Raw genomic sequence first — 20,175 nt, forward strand, 5'->3', positions numbered from 1 at the left:
GACGGCGTCCGGAGGCCGCTCAGCGGCCCTGGAGGGCGAGCGCGCACGAGTCGCCGCCGGCGGCGCGCACCCGCGAGGCCCACCGGGTGATCTCCTCGGCCGGCATCGGGTGGGCCAGCAGGTAGCCCTGGGCGAAGTCGCAGCCGGCGTCGCGCACCATCTGCAGGTGCTCGGCGGTCTCGACGCCCTCGGCGACCGACCGGATGCCGAGGGTCCGGGCCAGCGACACGATCGCGGCCAGCACCGCTCCGGTGCCGCCGGCGGCGAGCCGCGCGGCCGCGGTGAGCAGCGACCGGTCGATCTTGAGGGTGCCGATCGGCAGGGCGAGCAGCTGGGCGAGGGAGGACCAGCCGGTGCCGAAGTCGTCGATCGCCACCCGGACGCCGAAGCTGCGCAGCACCGACAGCTGGTCCTCGGCGCGGGTGGGGTCCTCCGCGACGGAGGTCTCGGTCAGCTCGAGCACCAGGTTCTCCGGGGCGAGGCCGGAGTCGTGCAGCGCCAGCCGGACGTCGTGCACCAGGGTCTCGGCGGAGAAGTGGCGGGCGCTGATGTTCACCGACATGCGCAGCGGCAGCCCCTCGGCGGCCCACTCGGCCGCCTGCCGCGTGGTCTCGCCGAGCAGCCAGCGGGTGATCGGGATGAGCTGCCCGGTCTCCTCGGCGACGGAGAGGAAGGCGTCGGGGGCGAGCAGGCCGCGCTCCGGGTGCTGCCACCGGAGCAGCGCCTCCACGCCCTCCACCGCGCCGGTGTCGACGCGGACCAGGGGCTGGTAGTGCACGACGAACTCGTCCACCGCGCCGTCCCGCAGCCGGTTGGCCACCTCCAACCGCCACCGCGCGGCCTCGCGAAGCCCGGGGGAGAACAGGTGGATGCGGTCGCGGCCGGAGCCCTTGGCGGCGTAGGCGGCGGCGTCGGCGTCGCTGAGCAGCTGGTGCGCCTGCCGGACGCCCGGCTGGGCCGCGGCGACGCCGATGCTGGCCGACAGCGGGACGGAGATGCCCTCGGCGACGAACGGCCGGCTGAACGAGCTCTGCAGCCGGAAGGCCAGGGCGGCGGCCTCGGAGGTGTCGCAGCCGCGGGCGAGGACGAGGAACTGGTCGCCGCCCAGGCGGCCGACGGCGTCCCCGGGGCGCACCTGCTCCTCCAGCCGCGCGCCGACCTGGCGCAGCAGCTCGTCGCCGAGCTCGTGGCCGAGCGAGTCGTTGACCGTCTTGAAGCCGTCCAGGTCGAGGAAGAGCAGCGAGGCGCGGGCGTTCCTGTCGGCGAGGGCCTCGCTGATCAGGTACAGCAGCTGGGATCGGTTGGGCAGGCCGGTCAGGTCGTCGTGGGTGGCCTGCCAGGCCAACGCCTCCTGGTCCTGGACGCGCTCGGTGATGTCGGTGTGGGTGATGACCACCTGACCGGAGGCCTCCACCCGGGCGGCCTGGATGCGGAACCACGCGTTGTCGCGGCGCAGGGGGTGGTGGTAGTCGTGGGCGAACACCTGGTCGGCCACCCCGGGCCCGCCGGCCATCAGCTCTGCCACCCCGGCGGTGATCACCTTGCGGTCGTCGGCGCTCATGCCCTGGGTGACGACCTCGAGGTAGTCGTCGCCCACCTGCCCGACGCGGTAGCCGGCCGCGCCCACGATGCGACCGGCCTCGACCCAGCGACGGTTGACCGTGACGATCCGGCCACCGCCGTCGACCAGCACGGTGGGCGGCGGCAGGGCCTCGATCACGGCGGTCAGCTGGGTGAGCTCCTGCGCCCGCGCGGCCTCGATGCGGTGCCACTCGTCGACGTCGCGCAGGAAGACGGTGAGCCCGGAGCTGCTCGGGAACACGCGCGCCTCGTACCAGCGGCCGTGCGGCGAGTAGAAGAACTCGACGGTGCGCGGCCGGCCCTCGGCGGCCGCCGCGCGGTAGTGCTCCTCCATGATGGTGCCGCGCAGCGCGGGGAAGCAGTCGAGGGCGTCCCGGCCGACCAGGTCCACGGCGCGGCGGCCGAGCAGCTCCTCGGCGGCGCGGTTCACGTAGGCGAAGCGGCCCCCGGGGTCGATGCGGTAGACCGCGTCGGGTACCGAGGACAGCGGGTCGGTCGGGGCCAAGCGCCCACTCTCGACATGACGGTGCACCCTGCCCGCTTTCTCTTCCCCCGGCGAACACGTCGGCCCTCGTCCGGGACCCACGCCGGCTCACCGTCCCCCTCGACGGCGCCTGGCGCGCGACGCACCACCGAGGGTAACCACACGGTTGGGATTCAGACAGGTGAGACGGCGGTTCGATCAAGGATCCGAGCCGTCGGCGTGTCGGACGGCAGTGTGCCGAGCACCGCGCCCCAGTCCCCGCCCAGGCGCGAGGCGCAGAAGGCGCCGGCGACGGCCGCGGGCGCGTGGCGGACCAGCAGCGACCCCTGCAGGCACAGGGCGAGCAGTCCGGCGATGCGGCGGGCCCGCAGCGGGAGCGCCTCGGGGTCGGCGAGTTCCGCCGCCAGCCGGTCGACGGCGGCGTCCAGGCGGCGGTCGGCGCCGCGCGCCTGCTCCAGTTCCTCCCGGACGGCGGCCGGCGAGTCCGAGGAGCGGCCCAGCGCGCGCAGCACGTCGAGGGCGATGACGTTGCCCGACCCCTCCCAGATGGAGTTGAGCGGCGCCTGGCGGTAGAGCCGGGGCATGCCGGACTCCTCGACGTAGCCGTTGCCGCCGAGCACCTCCAGCGCCTCCGCGACCGCGGTGGGGGTGCGCTTGCAGATCCAGAACTTGGCGGCCGCGCCGGCGAGGCGGAGGAACGCGGTCTCACCGGCGTCGACGGCGGCCGCCAGCCGGATGGCCAGCGCGGTCGCCGCCTCGCTCTCGACCGCGAGGTCGGCGAGGACGTTCTGCATGAGCGGCTGCTCGGCCAGCAGTGCCCCGAAGGCCCGCCGGTGCCGGGCGTGGTGGACGGCCTGGGTGAGCGCGGCGCGCAGGGTCGCGGCCGAGCCCAGCACGCAGTCGAGCCGGGTGGTGTTGACCATCTCGATGATCGTCGGGACGCCGCGGCCGGGCTCCCCGACCAGCCAGGCCGTCGTCCCCTCGAACTCGACCTCGCTCGAGGCGTTGGAGCGGTCGCCGAGCTTGTCCTTGAGCCGCTGCAGGCGGAACACGTTGCGGGTGCCGTCGGGTAGCACGCGGGGCACGAGGAAGCAGGAGACGCCCTCGTCCAGCTGGGCGAGCACCAGGAACAGGTCGCTCATGGGGGCGGAGGTGAACCACTTGTGGCCGGTCAGGGCGTACGTCCCGTCGCCCTGGGGGACGGCGCGGGTGGTGTTGGCACGGACGTCGGAGCCGCCCTGCTTCTCGGTCATGCCCATGCCGGCGATCAGGCCGCGCTTGCCCGTCGGTTCGGCGAGCCCGAACTCGTAGCTGGTCGCGGTGAGCCCCGGCTCGAACCGCGCGGCCAGCTCCGGGGCGGCGCGCAGCGCGGGGACGGCGGCGTAGGTCATCGTCACCGGGCAGCCGTGGCCCATCTCGACCTGGGTCCAGCCGAGGTAGCCGACCGCCCGGCGGACGTGGGCGTGCGGTTCCGGGTGAGCGGGGTCCTGGCACCAGGGGGCGCCGGCCAGGCCCTGCTCGACGGCGGTGCGCATGAGCTCGTGCCAGGCGGGGTGGAACTCGACCTCGTCGACCCGGTGGCCGTAGCGGTCGTGGGTGCGCAGCCGCGGCGGGTTCTCGTTGGCCAGCCGGCCCCACTCCTGCGCCTGCTCGCTGCCGGCCAGCGCGCCGAGGGCCTTGAGCGACTCGAGGGTGGCGGCGTCCGCGTGCCGCACGCAGGCCTCGCTGAGCGCCGCGTCGCCGGCGATCGGGTCGTGCCCGACCAGCGGTGGAGCCTGGTTGGTGACCTCGTGCGTGACGCCCATGCGCGGCACCGTACGACGGTGCGGTTCCACGTGGAACGGGCGACGGAGGGGTGCGACCGCCCCCTGCGGCGCCGAAGCGCGCGGGGGCGCGACGCCACGTCATCGGCTCGGATCACGCGGCCGCGTCGATCGGTGGGTGGAGGAGGATCTCGGTGCCGTCGGGGCGCCAGGTGCGCCATCGGCCGTCAGGTTGTCGTTCGATCCGGAAGCCGTGGTGGACCTTGGTGTGGTGCCGCTCGCAGAGCAGCGCGGAGTTGTCCAGGCTGGTCGGGCCGCCGTTGATCCACTCCAGGAGATGGTGGACGTCGCACCAGTGGGTGGGGGCGCCGCAGCCGGTGAACACGCAGGACCGGTCGCGGTGCTCGACCGCCCGGCGCAGGTGCGGCGGCACCACCCGGGCGGGCGAACCCGGCGGCCACCGCCGGCAGATGCTCCAGCGCCCGCGCATTCCGCACCAGGTGCCCCACCGAGGACGGCGAGAGCCCGGCGTGGCCGCGCAGCCAGGACTGCATGGTCTTGAGCCCGTCGTGTTCGGCGGCCCCGGTCCGCTCGCACTGCCGCACGGTGCGGGTGATCTCGGCGGCCAGCCGGTTCTGCGCCAGCAGCAACCGGCGCAACCGCTCCAGCAGCGCCGGACCGAACAACGGTGACAGGTCCGTGCCGGCCAGCCCGTCCAGTGCGACCGCCAGCTCGTCCACGACCACCTCCCAGCACGCTTCGATCATGTGTTCGAAGTCTACGCGTGGCACGCGACCCAGTGGCGCGTGAATCCGCAGGTGAGCGGCCTGTCCACAGATCCAGCCGCGCCCCCACAGAGGGCCATGAAGCGAGTAGCGCGTCACCACGGGCAGCGAGCCGTGAGACACCGATCAGAGCGGCCGCGGGCCCGTCGTCCACACGCCACCGGGGCGTGCAGCCGACCCCGCTGAGGGGCCACAGTGGCCACTGTGGCCCCTCCCGAGCGGGACGCCGGCCCGAGTCGTGGGGTCGAGCGTGTCGCGGGTGCGGCGGTGGGTCGGCTTTCCTGGCCGCAGCGGCTGCGGGCCCGTCGTCCACACGCCACCGCGGCGTCCAGCCGAGCCCGCTGAGGGGCCGAAGTGGCCACTTCGGCCCTCCGGGCGGCGCGGAGCGGGTCGCGGCGCAGGGTATGGGCCCCGTCATGGGAGTGCGCAGCGCAGCGGTCGCGGCCGCGGACCAGTGGGTCGACCCCGACGACGGCATCCGCTACCCCGCCGGGGAGGTCCACGCGTGGGAGCGCGGGCGCAACGAGACGGTGTGCGGGCTGGCGCTGAGCAGGTCGCGGCTGACCCGCTTCCCGCACGTCACCTGGGCCGACGTCCAGCCCGAGTCGGGCCGCCACGCGGAGGGTGTGCAGGCGGTGTGCCGCCGCTGCCGGGCGGCCCAGGGCGCCCGGCGCGACGACCGCGGCTGGACGCGGACCAACCCCCGCCCGTGAGCGGCGGCGGCGAACGCCTCGCTCAGGCGGGCGTCCCGCCGAGCAGCAACTGCCGGAGCATGTGCATCGCCAGCGTGACCGAGCGGTGCCGCACCGCCGCACGGTCCCCCGGCAGCACCACCGACCGCGGTTGGGTGCCGTCCGGGCCGACGGCGCACAGGTGCACCGTGCCCACCGGCTTGTCCGGCGTCCCGCCACCCGGGCCGGCGATGCCGGTGATCCCGACGCCGACGTCGGCCCCGAACCGCGCCCGCGCCCCCTCCGCCAGCGCCAGGGCCACCTGCGTGCTCACCGCCCCGTGTTCGGCCAGCATCTCCGCGGGGACGCCGACCAGTTGCTCCTTCGCCGAGTTGGCGTAGGAGACCACCCCGCCCAGTACCCACGCCGACGAGCCGGGCCGCTCGGTCAGCCGGGCCGCGAGCAGCCCACTGGTGCACGACTCCGCGGTCGCCACCGTGAGCCCCCGCGACCCCAGCGCCTCGGCCACGAGGTCGTCGACCGTCGGACCGGTCGAGAACAGCTGCGCGCCGTGCACCTCGGCGAGGACGGTCGCCAGCCGGTCGTACACCGGCTGCGCCGGGGGCTCGTAGCGGGTGACGATCTCCAGTTCGCCGTCCCGCAGGCAGGTGGTGATCTCCAGGCCGGGGAAGTCGTGCTGCCGCAGCGTCGCGGCCAGCTCCGACTCCAGCGCCCGCCACAACCGCACCGTCCCCTGCCGCAGCTCGCCGCGGCCGGCCAGCGCGCGTTGCACCGGCTCCGCCGCCAGCGCGGCCGGCCACATCCCCTGCAGCTCCGGGGGCGGCCCCGGCAGCACCACGACCGGCGGTCCGGTGCGGCCGTCGGCCGGCGGGACGACGAGGCCGGGCGCCGTCCCCACCGGCGGGAGCACCGTGGCGCCGGCGGGCACCATCGCCTGCTTGCGGGTGCCGGCCGCCGTCGCCTCGGGGTCGGCGCGCCAGCCGCGGCGGGTCATCAGCCGCTCGACGACCCCGGCGATGTGCCGTTCGAGCTCGGGGTCGAGGGACGACGGCCGTCCCTGCACCTCCCCGACGATCTCGGCGGTGAGGTCGTCGGCGGTGGGACCGAGCCCACCGGTGGTGATCACGATGTCCTCCCCGCGCGCGGCGAGGAAACCCAGCGCGGCGCGCAGGTCGTCGGGCCGGTCCCCCACGACCAGGACGGTGCCGACGTCGACGCCGAGGCGACGCAGTTCCTCGGCCAGCCACGGCCCGTTCCGGTCGGTCACCCGCCCGGTGAGGACCTCGGTGCCGGTGACGACGATTCCTGCGCGCGCGCCCACCCGGCCGACCCTAGTGAGCCTGCGGACCCGCCGTGTCGCCTCCCGGGGACACGGCACGCCGAGGGCTAGCGTCCACGGCGAGTGCAGGTCCCACCGTCGGGCCGCCGCGCGCGAGCGAGGAGGAACCGTGACCCAGTCGACCACCACCCCCCAGCCGATCGCCCCGCACGAGGCGGTGCCCGAGACCAACGAGATCACCTTCGACGGGATGCCCGGGGTGGGCACGGCCCACGTGCCCGCCGCCGGGGCGCCCGAGGAGGTCCAGGCCACCGGGCCGGTGGACTTCGTCCCCGGCCTGCCCGGTGCCGGCGCCCCACCCCCGCCCGCCGCGCCCAGGCTGCGTCGCCCCCGGACCACCCGGGAGCCGCGGACCCCCCTTACGCCTCAGCAGCGCGCCGCGCGGCTCGGCACCGGCCTGGCCGTGCTCGGTCTCGCGCTGCTCGAGGTCGGCCTGCTCCTGGGCTTCGGCGCCACGCGCTATTGGTCGACGGTGTCGCTGTGGTCGGCGTTCGTCACGCTCGCCGCGCTGCTCGTGCTGCTGCCGTTCGCCGGCCGGCGGCTCGGGCTGCGTCCGGACGCCGCCTGGAAGGTCGCCGCCGGTGGCCTGACCGGCGCCGCCGTCTTCTGGGTGCTCGTCGTGCTGCCGCAGGTCGCCAGCGACCGCGGGTTCGTCCTCACCGCGGGCCTGGCGGCCCTGGGCGCCGCGCTCTGGGTCGCCCCCTCGCGCCGGGCCTGATTCCTCAGCCTGATCTCCCCGGAACGCCGGGCCTGATCTCCTCAGCCTGATCTCCCCGGAACGCCGGGCCCCGAGAACGCCGGCGCCCGGCTCCGGCATGCCCGGCTCCGGCATGCCCGGCCCGCCGGCGAGCGCGGCTCAGCCGCCGCCGTTCCCCCCGCCGTTGCCGTTCCCCCGGCCGTTCCCGTTCGCCTTCCCGTTCCCGTCCGCCTTCCCGTTCCCGTTGCCGTTCGCCCGCCCGTTCCCGTTCCCGTTCCCGTCTCCGGGAGGCTCGTCGGCCTCCTCCGCCGTCGACCCATCTCCCGAGTCCCCGCCGGCGGGCGCCGGGACCGCCGGCTCACCGGCCGCCGGCGACGGGACCGCGGAGCCGCCGGAGTCACCGGAGTCGCCGGAGTCGCCGGAGCCCGCCGGCGCCGGAACCGGCCCCGCCACCTGCGCCGGCGACGAGGGGACGACGGTCTCCGGGAACACCGGTGGGGGAGCCGTCGCCACCGCGAGCGTCACCAGGTCGCCGCGGGTCAGGGCACCGACCGGCCCGATGGCCACCACGATCCCGGCCGGCACGTCGGCCCGCTCCACCGGCTCGCGCTGCACGCGCAGCCCCAGGGCGGCCAGTGCCGCCTCCACCTCCTCGACCGGCCGGCCCACGTGGTCGGCGGCGGCGACGAGCACCGCGTCGTCCGCCGGCCCGGCCGTGGGGGTGAGGGTGTCCGCGACGGCCACCGGCGCCGTTCCGCCCGGTGCGCCCACGACCTGCAGGGCGGCCACGCCGATCCCGACACCGGCCAGCAGCGCGGCGGCCGGCACCAGCAGCCGGCGGCGGGCCCGGGACGGGGAGCCCACGTGCGGCAGCGGCGTCGTGCGCACCGGCGGCGGCGCGAGCGGGCGCCCGGCGCGGACGTCGTCGACCGCATCCCGGAACGCCGCGCCGTCGGGGAACCGGTCGGCGGGGTCCTTGGCGAGAGCCCGCGCCACCAGGGTCCGCAGCGGCCCGGGGACGTCGTCCGGCAGCGGCGGCGGCTCGTCGCGGAGTTGCATGAGGGCGACCTGCACCGGGTTCTCGCCGTCGAAGGCCCGCGCCCCGGCCAGGCACTCGTAGGCGACCAGCCCGAGGGCGTAGACGTCGCTCGCCGGCCCGGCCCGGCCACCGGCGGCCTGCTCGGGGGACAGGTAGTGCGCGGTGCCGACGACCTGCCCGGTCCGGGTCAGCGGCACGCTCGAGGCCGACCAGGCGATCCCGAAGTCGGTGATCTTGACGGTGCCGTCCACGCCGACCAGGACGTTGCCCGGCTTGACGTCGCGGTGCACGACCCCGGCGGCGTGCGCGGCAGCCAGCGCCGCGGCGGCCTGGCCGACGACGTCCAGGGTCCGCTCCGCGCCCAGCCGGGCTCCCTGCAGCACCGTCGACAGGGACTCCCCCTCGACCAGCTCCATGACCAGGTAGGCCAGCGTCTCGCCGCTGCCCGTCCGCACCTCGCCGTAGTCGTGGAGTGCGGCGATGTTCGGGTGCACCAGCCGGCCGGTGTGGTGCGCCTCGGCGCGGAAGCGGGCCAGGAAGGTCGGGTCACCCGTGTACTCGCTGCGCAGCACCTTCACCGCGACCACGCGGTCCAGCAGGCGGTCCCGCGCCCGCCACACCTGGCCCATGCCACCCGCGGCGACCAGGGAGTCCAGCTCGTAGCGGTCGCCGAGCGTGCAGCGCTCCGACTCCCCCACGGCACCCCCGTCCCCACAGCGAGCTCCCAGCGTGCCACCGTGCGCGGGGAGCGACATCCCGGAGCGGCGACACCACCCGGTCGGGGGGGTCAGCCCCGGTCCGACTCCTCGTCCGGAGAGGGCGGGCCCGAGTCGGAGGACGGCGGGCCGGACGGCGAGGACGACGTCGGAGCCGTGGTCGGGGTCGTGGTCGGCGCGGTGCTCGTGGGCGGCGAGGACGACCCGCTCGTCGAGGTCGGCGCCATGCTCGCCGGGAGCTCCGACGGCGTCGTGGTCGGGGCGGAGGGGGTCGGGCTGGCCGGGGCCGCGGACTCCTCCACGGGAGCGGGCGCCTCCTCCTGCTCCGGGGCGGGCGTCTCCTCCCCCGCCACGCCGGTGACCGGCGTCGACCCGCGGTTCGGCGTCCGCGTCGGGGGTGGGGCGACGGCGAAGGCGACGACGACGTCGTCGCCGACCCGCAGCGGCCGCCCGACCGGGTCGACGGAGGTCACCATGTCGGGGACGGCGTCCGCGGTGACCTCCTCCTTGCGCTGCACGATCAGGCCCAGCGCGGAGAGGGACAGCGCCACGTCGTTCACCGGGCGGCCCACGTAGTCGGCCGGGTCGAGCACGATCTCGGCGGCGTCCTCGGTCTGCGCGGCCACCTGCGGCAGCGGCTGCCGATCCCCGTTGATCGCCGCGAACACCCCGGCGGCGACCCCCGCACCGACCAGCAGCGCGATCAGCGGCACGAGCACCGCCGCCGAACGCCGGTGGCGGCGCGGCGGTGGGCTGGTGGTGCGGGCGGCGGGAACGGCGGTCCGGACGGTCTCCTGCTCGTCCGTGCCGGCGCCGAGGGCCGGCGGGGGCGGAGCCGGCAGCACCACGGCGCAGGTGGCCGGGGGCTCCTCCAGCGGACGCCCGGCCCGCACGTCGTCGATCGCCTCGACGAACGCCGCGCCGTCCGGCATCCGGACCTCGGGGTTCTTGCAGAGCGCCCGGCGGATCAGCGTGCGGATCTCGCGGGGCAGGTCGTCGGGCAGCGGGTCGGGTTCCTCGCGCACCTGCTTGAGCGCGATCGTGACGGGGTTGTCGCCGTCGAACGCGGGGTGCCCGGTCAGGCACTCGTAGCCGACCAGGCCGAGCGCGTAGACGTCGCTGGCCGGGGTGGCGTGCCGGCCCTCGGCCTGTTCGGGGGAGAGGTACTGCGGGGTGCCGATGACCTGGCCGGTGCGGGTGAGCGGCACGCTGCCGGCCGACCAGGCGATCCCGAAGTCGGTGATCTTCACGCTGCCGTCGTCGCGGACCAGGATGTTGCCGGGCTTGACGTCGCGGTGCACCAGGCCCACCCGGTGCGCCTCGGCGAGCGCGGAGGCGGCCTGCTCCAGCAGCGAGAGGGTGCTCTCGGCGTCCAGCCGGCCCTCCCGGCGCAGCACCGCCGACAGCGGCTCGCCCTCGACCAGCTCCATGACCAGGTAGGCCAGCTTCTCGCCGCTGCCGTCGGTCGCCTCGGTCTCGCCGTAGTCGAAGACCGCGGCGATGTGCGGGTGGCTCAGCGCCGCCGAGTGCTGGGCCTCGGCGCGGAAGCGGGCGCGGAAGGTCGGGTCGCCGGTGTACTCACTGCGCAGGACCTTGACCGCGACCTGCCGGCCGAGCAGCGCGTCGGTGCCCCGCCAGACCTGACCCATGCCACCGGCGGCGATCAGCTGGGCGAGCTCGTAGCGCTCCCCCAGCGTCCGCCCACCCGGCTCCACCACGGTGGCTCACTCCTCGTCCGCCCGACCCGGCCGCTGCTGCTCGGCCCAGGGGTGCCGGTGCCCCTGGTCCGGTGTGTCCCCGATGTGCGTGCGGCTACACACCTCCGCGAACGCCGACCGCGTCCCGGGCGTGTCGCGGTCCGGGGACGGACGTCGTGGTGGGGGTGTCCGGCGCCGCGGTCGGGCCGTCCACTCCCATCGTCCCAGGCTCGGGGCGTGCCGTGAGGGGGCCGTTCGTCACAAACCGGTCACTGTTCGAACAGTGCCCGGCCCCACCAGTCGTCGTCCCCCTGCACGCCCGGAGGGCACGCGTAGACCCCGGAGGAGGTGTGCTTGAGGTACTCGCTCATCGCGTCCTCGGCGAGGTTGCGCTGCACCCGGACGAAGCCGGTCTCCGGGTTGCGCTGGAAGGCGACGAAGAACAGCCCCGCGTCCAGCTCGCCGCGCGCGTCGGAGCCGTCGACGAAGCTGTACCCGCGCCGCAGGAGCGCCGTCCCGGCCTGGTTCGGGTGGGCGAGGAAGACGTGGCTGTCGCGCGGGATGGCCGGCTCCCCCTCGTCCTCCGCCGCGAAGTCGGTCGGGTCGAACTCCTGCTGCTGGCCGAGCGGCGCGCCGGAGCCCTTGCGGCGCCCGATGGTCCGCTCCTGGGCGCGCAGCGACTCCTCGTCCCACTCCTCCAGCTGCATGCGGATGCGGCGGGTGACCAGGTAGGTGCCTCCGGCCAGCCAGTCGGCGTCGTCGTGCCCCACCCACACGAAGCGGTCCAGCCCGGCGGACGCCTCGGCCTTGAGGTTGGCGGTACCGTCCTTGAAGCCGAAGAGGTTGCGCGGGGTCTCCTGGCTGGTGGAGGTGGACGACGTCCGGCCGAACCCCAGCTGCGCCCACCGCACGCGCACGACGCCCTGGCCCAGCCGGGTCAGGTTGCGCACCGCGTGCACGGCGACCTGCGGGTCGTTGGCGCAGGCCTGGATGCAGATGTCCCCGCCGCTGATCGCCGGGTCGATCTCGTCGCGGAGGAAGCGCGGCAGGTCCACCAGCGGCGCCGGGCGGCGGGCGGCCAGACCGAAGCGGTCGCGCCCGTCCGGGGTGGTGAACAGGCTGGGGCCGAAGCCGATGGTCAGCGTCAGCCCCGCCGGCGGCAGGCCCAGCGCCTCGCCGGTGTCGTCGGGGACGACGTCCGGCCCGGGGGGCACGGATCCGACCGGCCCGGCGTCCTGCCCCGCGGTCAGCCGGCGCGCGGCCTGCGTCCAGAGCCGCAGCAGCGCGGCGACCGCGTCACGATCCTCGGCGACGACGTCGAAGGCGACGAAGTGCAGCCGGTCCTGCGCCGGTGTGGTGATGCCGGCCTGGTGCGCGCCGGTGAACGGGACGGCGTCCGCGGGTGAGGGCCCGGTCGCCGCCGGAGCACCACCGGTGGTGTCCTCCACCGACGCCCGGCCGACGACCGCGCCGGCGGCGCCCGAGGCGAGCACGCCGGCGGTACCGGCCCCGGCCAGGCCGAGGAGCCGACGGCGGGACAGGCCCGCGGTGGGGGGCTGCCGAGTGGTGTCGCTCATACCTCTTCCAGCCGATCGGCGGACGGGGTCGACGCCGCGCCCCGGCCCGCCTGGCGGAGCCCCTCCGGCTGCGTGCGTCGACCAGGGGAAACAGTAGTGGCCGGACGGCTGTTCCCCAGCGGCTTGCCAGCGCCGCTCCGTGGCTGTGACGGTGAGCACCCGGGAGTCTCCGCCGGCAGCTCCGCGATGATCAGGGACCGGACCCGACCACCACGGGTCACGACGACGACGACGACGACGAAGGACGAGGTGGGGCGACGATGCCCGAGACCGTTTCCCGCGAGGACGCCGGCGGCGTCGCCACCCTCACGCTGCTGCGCGCCGGGCTCACCCACCAGTCGCGGCGCGAGCTGCTCGACGCCGTCCGCGCGGTCGGCGCCGACGAGTCGGTGCGCGCGATCGTGCTCACCGGCACCGGGCGCGCCTTCTGCGTCGGCCAGGACCTCGCCCAGCACGTCGAGGCGCTGCGCGGGGACGCCGCCACGTCGCTGTCGGTGGTCGAGGACGAGTACAACCCGCTGGTCCTGGCGCTCGCCGCGCTGCGCGTGCCGGTGGTCGTCGCGATCAACGGGGCCTGCGCGGGCGCCGGCATGGGCATCGCGCTCGCCGGTGACCTGCGGATCGCCGCCGCGGGTGCCAAGTTCACGACCGCCTTCACCGGCATCGGCCTGTCCAGCGACTCCGCGCTGGCCTCCCGGCTGGTGCACTGCGTCGGCGGCTCCCGGGCCGCGGAGATCCTGCTCCTGCCCGACGCCTTCCCCGCCGAGACCGCCGCGACGTGGGGCCTGGTGCACCGCGTCGTCGAGCCGGACCAGGTGCTGCCCGAGGCCCAGGCCCTGGCCGCCCGGCTGGCCGCCGGCCCCACCGCCGCGTACCGGGCGCTCAAGACCGTCCTGGCCACCGCCGCCACCGACGCCCTCGAGGACACCCTCGCCCTGGAGGCCCGGCTGCAGACCGAGCTCGGGAAGACCGCCGACCACCGCGAGGCCGTCGAGGCGTTCCTCGAGAAGCGGGCACCGCGCTTCACCGGGCGCTGACAGCAGCCCCGGGCCTTTGCTCACTGACCGCAGTACCTGAACTCCGCCCCGTACGGACACGAGCACACCGGTACGCCGGTCGGCGTCCGTGAGCCGGTCCCGGCCGGGGAGCGGCGACCGGGCTGACAGGCTCCTGCGGAGATCGTCGGAGGGGGACACGTGACGGAGCTGGCGCAGCCACGCGGGGAACGGCAGGCCGACAGGACCGGCGGGACGGCGCACCGGCCGCTCCCCCGGCGGGTCGTGATGACCGGCAACACCGTGGCGCAGGTGCCGCCGCCGCGTCCGGCGCTGACCAGCGACCTGGCCGCGCCGATCGGGCGGCCGGTGCGCACCAAGCCCGCCGCGCTGCGGCTGGTCACCGGGCTGTGGGGCGCCGGCGCGGCCGCCGTGGCCACCGGCCTGGCCGCCACCCTGGCCGACGGCGTCGCGCTGCGCGAGCGGCTGACCGCGACCGCCACCGCCGCGGACCCGGCCGCCCCGGTCGACGTGGTGCGCGACAGCGTGGCGGCCACCACCGCGCTGGTCACCGGCAGCGTGGCGGTGCTCGTGCTGGTCGCCCTGGCCTGCGTGGCGCTGGTCGGGCGCGGCCGGTCGTGGGCCCGCTGGGCGCTGCTGGTCACCACGCTGCCGCTGCTGCTCGCCCTCGACATCACGCAGAGCGTCGTCACCGGCGGAGCCGACCTCGACCGGATCGCGCTACTGGCCGCCGCCGGGCTGTTCGTGCTCGGGCTGGTCCCGCTGCTCAGCCGGTCCGCCCGCGCCTGGTTCCGGCCCGACCGCGGCTGACCAGCCGTCCAGCCCGGCGAGCAGCGCCTCGCACGAGCGGACGACGACGTCGGCCGCGTCCACCGCGGCGCGGTCGGCGAGCGGGTCGGCGGCCGCCCCCCGCCAGCGGTCCAGCGCCCGGCGGGCCGCCGTCCGCAGGGCCGGCTCGGAGGCGTCCTCCGGCAGGCCGAGCCGCGCGGCGGGGGTCGTGCCGTCGGCGCCCAGGAGCCGCTCCGCGTCGTCGCGCAGGGCCGCCGGCAGCGGGCCCGCGGCCGAGCGGGAGCGGGCGAGGAGGTCCAGCTCACCGAGGTCGGCCGCGGCCAGCCGCAACCGCTCCGCCTCGGCCCGCAGCTCGTCGTCGCCCTCGACCGGGTGCTCGGCGAGCACGCCCTCCAGCAGCCGCAGCGCCGTCCCGGCCTTGAGCTGCGGAGCGCGGTCGGTGAAGTGCACCCGCAGCAGCCGCTGCAGCTCCGCTAGCCCGCTGCGGCGCACCAGCTCGTCGGCGAGCCCGGGAGCGTCGGCGACGCCGGCCCGGATGAGCGTGACCGCCAGCCGGATGCCGAACAGCCCCAGCCGGTCGAGCAGAGACCTCCGGACGTCGGCCGACAGCGGCACCGGCGCCTCCGGCCGGCAGAACCGGTCCGCGGTGAGCAGCAGCGGCGACACCTGCGCCTGGTCGGCGGTGGCCATGCCGTGCAGCGCGACGAAGTCCCCGTGCCGCAGGGTCCGCCCGGCCAGGGCCAGCAGCCCGGCGACCGGCACCACCGCCGAGCTCACCGCCGCCAGCTCCGGGTCCTCCGACATCCGCCGGGCCACCGCGCCGGCGGCCAGCAGCGCGTCCAGCCGGCCGGCGCCCACCTCGTCGGCGCGGGACAGCACGGTGATCGTCGTGGTGTGGCCCGGGCCCGCCTCGGTGCCGGCCTGGAACCCGGCCAGGACGGCGACGTCCTCCGGCTGCGGCTGGCGGGTGAGGAAGACGACCGCGTCGGCGCCCGACGGGCCGGGTCCGGCGTCGAGGAACGTGCGGGTGCGGGCGCTGGTGCCGGCCGACAGCGAGGAGATGCCGGGGGTGTCGACGACGGTGGCGGGCAGCAGGTCGGCGGCCGGCCACTCGACCAGCAGGTGCGAGACCTCCTCCGGCGGGGTGCCGCCGAGCTCCAGCCGCAGGCCGCCGTCGGCCCGGCGGACCGGCAGGCCGCGCTGCCCGCCGTCGGCGTCGTGCAGCACCACCCGCGGGGTGGCGCCGTGCCGGTAGAGCGTGACCACGCGGGTGCACTCGCCGGCGTCGGTGGGCGCGATCCGCGCCCCCACCAGGGCGTTGAGCAGGGTGGACTTGCCCGACTTGACCCGGCCGACCAGCGCCAGGCGCAGCGGCTCGTCCAGCCGCCGGCGCGAGGCCCGCAGCCGGTCGGCGACCTCCGGGACGGCGTCGTAGCGCTCGACCGCCGCGTCCAGCAGCGCGCGGACACCCTCCAGCACCGTCGGCTGCGCGGTCCTCATGCCGCCGGCACCGCCGCCCGGCCCAGCTGGCGGACGTCGGCGGCCAGCCGGTCCAGCTGCGCCAGTCGCAGCCTCAGGTCGCGGATCCGCGCGTCCCGCTCTGCGGTCGCCTCCTTGGTCGAGCGCTGCGCGGCGGCGACCGCGTCGGCCAGCGAGCGGGACATCTCCTCGGCGGTGTCGGTGATCAGGTCGCGCAGGGTGCGGGAGACGGTGCGCAGCCGGTCCTTGAGCTGCTTGCCCACCTGGAAGACCACCTCCTCCAGGTGCCGGCGGACGACGGCCTTCGCCTCGGACTGGCGGCGGGAGATCCGCTGCTTCTTGTCGTCGGTGTAGGCCTTGCGCCCCAGGAGCACGCCCGCGGCCAGGGACACCGGGTTGATGATCGCCATCCCGGCCAGGCTGGTGACGAGCCCGGTCATGAGGACGCCGGTGTAGGAGCCGCGCAGCCCGATGAGCGTGCGCTCCCGCAGCGTCATGGCCCCGTCGTCGATGTCGGGCAGGTCGATGAGCGTCTCCAGCGCGTCACCGGCCGCCCCGACCGACAGCGCCGGCACCGCGGCCCCGCCGTCGCGCGCGAACTGCTCGATCACCCGCTCGGCCAGCCACTCCGAGCGCTGCTCGGCCCACACGTAGCTGTCGGCGACGGCGGCGGCGATCCGCCGGTCCAGCCACTCGGCGATCTCCGGCCACGTCGGCCCGGGGTCCTGCGCGTCGATGGCCTCCTCGGCCTCGCGGGTCACCACCCGCGAGCGGTCGCGGAGGTCGAAGTCGATGTCGCTCATGAGGTCGGTGACCCCGTCGCCCAGCACCTGCTGCCAGCGCGACGACCGCCGGCGCAGGTCGTCGGCGGCCGCCTTGGCCTCCTCCAGCCCGCGCAGCAGCTCCTCGCGGCCGGCCGGGTCCTCCAGGCCGGAGAGCTCCGAGCGCACCGCCAGGGCGAGGTGCTCGGTCACCGCGGCGACGTCGTGCACCAGCGCGCGCCGGGCCAGCACCTCGGCGCGGTCCACCACCTGGCGGCGCAGGTGGTCGACCAGCGCGCCGATGCCGGACTCCTCGTGCAGCTCCCGGTCGCGGTGCTGAACGGCCAGCTGGGCCAGCGCGGCGGAGACGGGGAACAGCGGCGCGTCGATGCCGCGGGCGGCCAGGTGGCCGCGGTCGAGCTCGGCCACGGCGCGCCAGGACGGGCAGGCGTCGGTCTTGGTGAGGACGCAGACGACGGTCGGGCAGAGCGCGCGGGCCTGGTCGAGGAAGGCCATCTCCGGAGCGGTGAACTCCTGGCTGGCGTCGGACACCAGGACGACGGCGTGCGCGCTGGGCAGCAGGTCGACCGTCCGCAGCGCGCGGGCCGTGCCGACGCCGCCGACGCCCGCGGTGTCGACCAGCTCCAGCCCGTCGAGCAGCCGGCGCGGCAGCTCCACCTCGGCCTGCAGCAGCCGCTCGGCGTCGCGGCCGGTCACCCGGGCGGCGACCTGCTCGATCGGCACCGGTACCCGCTCGGTGGGCGGGTCCGCGGCGCCGGCGTCCGGCCCGGTGGCGAGCACCAGCGTCGCCCGGGGCGCCTCCCCGGCCCGCACGACCGTGGGAACGACGGTGGCCACGTCGTCGGCCACCGGGCAGACCGGGGCCCCCACCAGCGCGTTGACCAGCGAGCTCTTTCCCTGCTTCGGCTCGCCCACGACCAGGACGCGCACCCCCGGCTCCTGGCCGCGGGCCCGTGCCTGGACCAGCCGCCGGTGCAGGTCCGGCCGCTCGCACGCCTGGGCGAGGGCCATCGCCCGCTCGAGCACCTGCGCTGACGCGACCACGACACCTCCTGGGGGAGTCCCCGGTCTACCACCCGGACGGGCGGGGGCGGGCAGGACACGACCCGGCCCGGGCGACCCCGTGGGGCGTCCGGGCCGGGTGACCGGGGATCAGGCGACGGGGTCCGCGTCCAGCACGAGCGAGTCCTCGTACTCGGTCTCGACCTCGGTGGTGAAGGAGTCCTCCGGGTTGAACGACTCCTCGATCTCCACCGAGTTGTCGGTGGTGAAGGAGTCCTCGACCCGGACAGAGTTGTCCTCCTCGTTGGTGAACGAGTCCTCCACCCGGACGGAGTTGTCCTCCTCGTTGGTGAACGAGTCCTCGACCTGCAGCGAGTTGTCCGAGTTGTCGTTGCCGATGTTCTCGAACTCGTTGCCGTTGAAGGAGTCGTCGACGCCGTCGTTGTCCTCCGACAGGTCGTTGCCGTTGAACGAGTCGTTCACGACGGTCACGTCGTCGACGGTGGTGTTGTCGCCCACCTGGCCGCCGCGATCGGCGATGACGTCGTTGTCCTCGTTGTTGCTGCCGATGTCGTTGCCGTTGAAGCTGTCGACGGCCTGGTTGCCGCCGAGGTTGATCGGGCTGTCCTCGACGCTGACCTCCACCTCGGTGTTGCCGACCTCGTTGCCGTTGCCGATCACGCCGTCCCCGTCGATGTCGTTGCCCGACTGCACGGGGTTGAACGAGTCCTCGACGTTGAACGAGTCGTTGACGGAGCGGTCGCTGTTGTCGAGGGAGAGGTCGCCGTCCACCTCGAGGTCGTCGCCGACGACGACGCCGCCGTTGTTGTCGATCTGGTTCACGTCGCCGTCGACGTCACCGAAGATCGCCTGCGCGTCGCCACTGACCCAGATGCTGTGGGAGGCGTCGAGCGAGACGTGGGTCTCGGTGTTCGTGTACTGGATGTGCTGCAGGTGGGTGATCACCACGGTCTCGGACCCGGCCACCGGCGCCGGCGCCCCGCCGACGCCACCGTGGTGGTGCCCGCCGTCGTGGTGGTCGTCGTCGCGGTCGTGCCGGTCGTCGTCCCGCCGGGCCGGGCGGTACCCGTGGTCGCGGTCGTCGTCGTCCCGGTCGGGGCGCCGGGCGCCGGCCACGCCGCCGCGGTCGTCGTCGTCGCAGGAGTCGCGGCCACCCCAGCCGCCGACCGTCGAGTGGTCGGTGACGATCGGCATGAGCGCCGCGACGTCGTCGGCGGTGGCGTCGGACAGGCCGGCGGCGTCCAGCGTGCCCTGCGGGTCCGCCTCGTAGGCGGCCGCCTTCTCCGGGTCCTTGAAGAGCTCGAGGATGAAGTCGAGCAGCGTGCTGGCGAGGGTCGACATGGCTGGCACTCCCTGATCGTGGTTCGTCACTGTGGGTCGTGGTCATCGAGCCGTCCGCCGTGGGGCGGCTGCCGACAGGAGTGCAGCGGCCCCGGCGTGCCCCCGGCATCGGGTCCGATCCCCCAACCGTCGTCACCCGATTGCGGGGCGCCCGTTGACTCCCCGTTAGGGGCTGCGGGGTGTCGCCCCCCACTTACCGTCCGCATGCGTCGGATGCGTGCGCCACCGGGGACAGGAGGGCCGCGACCGCCCTACGGTCCGGGTTCCCGGCCGGTCCGACGAAGGGCCCCGGGGGAGTGGAAACGGACCGGGGGGCCCTGTGCGCAACGGCGAGTACGGGTTGGGGATCGACATCGGTGACGGCACGGTCGCCGTCGCGGTGTGTGAGGCAGGGGACGGGGGCGGCGCGGAGGCGCTCCCCCTCGGGGACCCGGGGTGCCGGGTGATGGCGCGGGTCGGCGCCCCGGTGCCGGTGTACGACGGCGACGTCCCGGTCGCGGCCGAAGACCTCGCCGCCGCGGCCGTCCAGCGGGCCCGCGGGGTCGCCGCCGGCCGCGCCGGGCGCCCCGACTCCTGGACCGTGGTGACCGTCCCGCCCAGCTGGGGCGGGCACCGGCGGGCGGTGCTGGCCCGCGCCCTGGAGTCCGCCGGCGTGCCCCGGTTCTCGCTGGTGTCCGGTGCGGTGGCCGCGGTGCAGCACCACGTCAGCACCGGCGACCTGCCGGCCGAGCCGACGGTCGCCGTCTACGACCTCGGGGCGAGCAGCCTGGACACCGCCGTCGTCGGCCCCACCCCCGACGAGCCCCTGGCGCACCTCGCCGTCCCCCCTGCCCCCCTGCCGTGGGGCGGCCGGGACGTCGACGACCTCGTGCTGGGCCTCGTCCGCCCCTACACGGACCTCCCGGCCGGTGAGCCGGGGACCCGCGACGCGGCCCGCGCGCTGCGGGCCGCCTGCGTCGCCGCCAAGGAGGCGCTCGCGGCGGAGACGGCGGTGGACGTCGACGGCGGCTCCGGACCGGTCCGCGTCACCCGCGAGGAGCTCGACGAACTGCTGGCCGGACCGGCGCGGGCGTCGGTGGCGGCGCTGGCCGCCACGGTCGCCGCCGCCGGGGTGGACCTCCACCGGCTGGACGCCGTGGTGCTCGCCGGCGGAGGAGGACGGCTGCCGCTGGTCGCCGAACTGCTCTCCGGCGAGCTGGACCGCCCGGTGGTGGTCGGCCCCGACCCCGCACTCTCCGCGGCCCTCGGCGCGGCCGGGCTCGCCGCGGAGGCGATCGCGGCCGAGCCGGCTCCCGACGCCGCCGGCACCGCCCTCGTCGCTGTGGACGACGCGCCGCCGGCTGCCCGGGGCCGGCGCCGCCCGCAAGTCGGATCC

At 76.0% G+C, this 20,175-nt stretch carries 15 protein-coding genes; 5 read left to right on the forward strand and 10 right to left on the reverse strand.

Annotated elements, in window-relative coordinates; genetic code table 11:
- Positions 1-19: 19 nt before the first annotated feature.
- The 3 genes from MY520_RS11440 to MY520_RS11450 all read right to left on the reverse strand — a co-directional run bounded on the left by MY520_RS11440 (position 20) and on the right by MY520_RS11450 (position 4,264).
- A complete protein-coding gene (locus tag MY520_RS11440) occupies positions 20-2,086 on the reverse strand; it encodes a putative bifunctional diguanylate cyclase/phosphodiesterase (RefSeq protein WP_436692219.1) in 2,067 nt (688 codons plus the stop codon).
- A 152-nt stretch (positions 2,087-2,238) separates the two neighbouring features.
- Positions 2,239-3,870, reverse strand: coding sequence for an acyl-CoA dehydrogenase family protein (locus tag MY520_RS11445; RefSeq protein WP_436692220.1), 1,632 nt, complete (start codon positions 3,868-3,870; stop codon positions 2,239-2,241).
- 112 nt (positions 3,871-3,982) lie between these two features.
- Positions 3,983-4,264 (reverse strand): HNH endonuclease signature motif containing protein, encoded by a 282-nt coding sequence (locus tag MY520_RS11450; protein ID WP_436692221.1) that lies wholly within the window; start codon positions 4,262-4,264, stop codon positions 3,983-3,985.
- 765 nt (positions 4,265-5,029) lie between these two features.
- Between MY520_RS11450 and MY520_RS11455 the strand changes: the two genes are divergently transcribed.
- Positions 5,030-5,326: a hypothetical protein gene (locus tag MY520_RS11455; protein WP_436692222.1), complete on the forward strand. Its 297-nt coding sequence runs from the start codon at positions 5,030-5,032 to the stop codon at positions 5,324-5,326.
- Between the two features lie 22 nt (positions 5,327-5,348).
- Here MY520_RS11455 and MY520_RS11460 read toward each other — a convergent pair whose 3' ends face one another.
- Positions 5,349-6,626: a competence/damage-inducible protein A gene (locus MY520_RS11460; RefSeq protein ID WP_436692223.1), complete on the reverse strand. Its 1,278-nt coding sequence runs from the start codon at positions 6,624-6,626 to the stop codon at positions 5,349-5,351.
- Positions 6,627-6,753: 127 nt separating this feature from the next.
- On the opposite strand from MY520_RS11460, the gene MY520_RS11465 reads away from it, so the two are divergent.
- Positions 6,754-7,362, forward strand: a complete 609-nt coding sequence (locus MY520_RS11465; RefSeq protein ID WP_436692224.1) for a hypothetical protein — start codon at positions 6,754-6,756, stop codon at positions 7,360-7,362.
- 138 nt (positions 7,363-7,500) lie between these two features.
- On the opposite strand, the gene MY520_RS11470 is transcribed toward MY520_RS11465, so the two are convergent.
- The 3 genes from MY520_RS11470 to efeB form a co-directional block, all read right to left on the reverse strand.
- A complete protein-coding gene (locus tag MY520_RS11470; RefSeq protein WP_436692225.1) occupies positions 7,501-9,078 on the reverse strand; it encodes a protein kinase domain-containing protein in 1,578 nt (525 codons plus the stop codon).
- Positions 9,079-9,167: 89 nt separating this feature from the next.
- On the reverse strand, positions 9,168-10,814 hold the full coding sequence (locus MY520_RS11475; RefSeq protein WP_436692226.1) for a protein kinase domain-containing protein: 1,647 nt from the start codon (positions 10,812-10,814) through the stop codon (positions 9,168-9,170).
- A gap of 248 nt (positions 10,815-11,062) precedes the next feature.
- A complete protein-coding gene (gene efeB, locus MY520_RS11480; protein WP_436692227.1) occupies positions 11,063-12,370 on the reverse strand; it encodes an iron uptake transporter deferrochelatase/peroxidase subunit in 1,308 nt (435 codons plus the stop codon).
- A gap of 260 nt (positions 12,371-12,630) precedes the next feature.
- On the opposite strand from efeB, the gene MY520_RS11485 reads away from it, so the two are divergent.
- Both MY520_RS11485 and MY520_RS11490 read left to right on the forward strand, forming a co-directional pair.
- Entirely contained in the window at positions 12,631-13,407 is a 777-nt protein-coding gene (locus MY520_RS11485; protein WP_436692228.1) for an enoyl-CoA hydratase-related protein, read from the forward strand.
- A 159-nt stretch (positions 13,408-13,566) separates the two neighbouring features.
- A complete protein-coding gene (locus tag MY520_RS11490) occupies positions 13,567-14,196 on the forward strand; it encodes a hypothetical protein (protein ID WP_436692229.1) in 630 nt (209 codons plus the stop codon).
- On the opposite strand, the gene MY520_RS11495 is transcribed toward MY520_RS11490, so the two are convergent.
- The 3 genes from MY520_RS11495 to MY520_RS11505 all read right to left on the reverse strand — a co-directional run bounded on the left by MY520_RS11495 (position 14,107) and on the right by MY520_RS11505 (position 18,800).
- A complete protein-coding gene (locus MY520_RS11495) occupies positions 14,107-15,675 on the reverse strand; it encodes a dynamin family protein (protein ID WP_436692230.1) in 1,569 nt (522 codons plus the stop codon). The genes MY520_RS11490 and MY520_RS11495 overlap by 90 nt on opposite strands.
- A complete protein-coding gene (locus MY520_RS11500) occupies positions 15,672-17,480 on the reverse strand; it encodes a dynamin family protein (RefSeq protein WP_436692231.1) in 1,809 nt (602 codons plus the stop codon). The genes MY520_RS11495 and MY520_RS11500 overlap by 4 nt, the downstream gene beginning before the upstream one ends.
- 108 nt (positions 17,481-17,588) lie before the next feature.
- On the reverse strand, positions 17,589-18,800 hold the full coding sequence (locus MY520_RS11505) for an IniB N-terminal domain-containing protein (RefSeq protein WP_436692232.1): 1,212 nt from the start codon (positions 18,798-18,800) through the stop codon (positions 17,589-17,591).
- Positions 18,801-19,119: 319 nt separating this feature from the next.
- On the opposite strand from MY520_RS11505, the gene MY520_RS11510 reads away from it, so the two are divergent.
- Positions 19,120-20,175 (forward strand): Hsp70 family protein (locus tag MY520_RS11510; protein WP_436692233.1); only part of this gene is annotated, 1,056 nt, incomplete at its 3' end.

The sequence above is a fragment of the Geodermatophilus sp. CPCC 205506 genome (assembly GCF_051383635.1).
GTDB lineage: Bacteria > Actinomycetota > Actinomycetes > Mycobacteriales > Geodermatophilaceae > Geodermatophilus.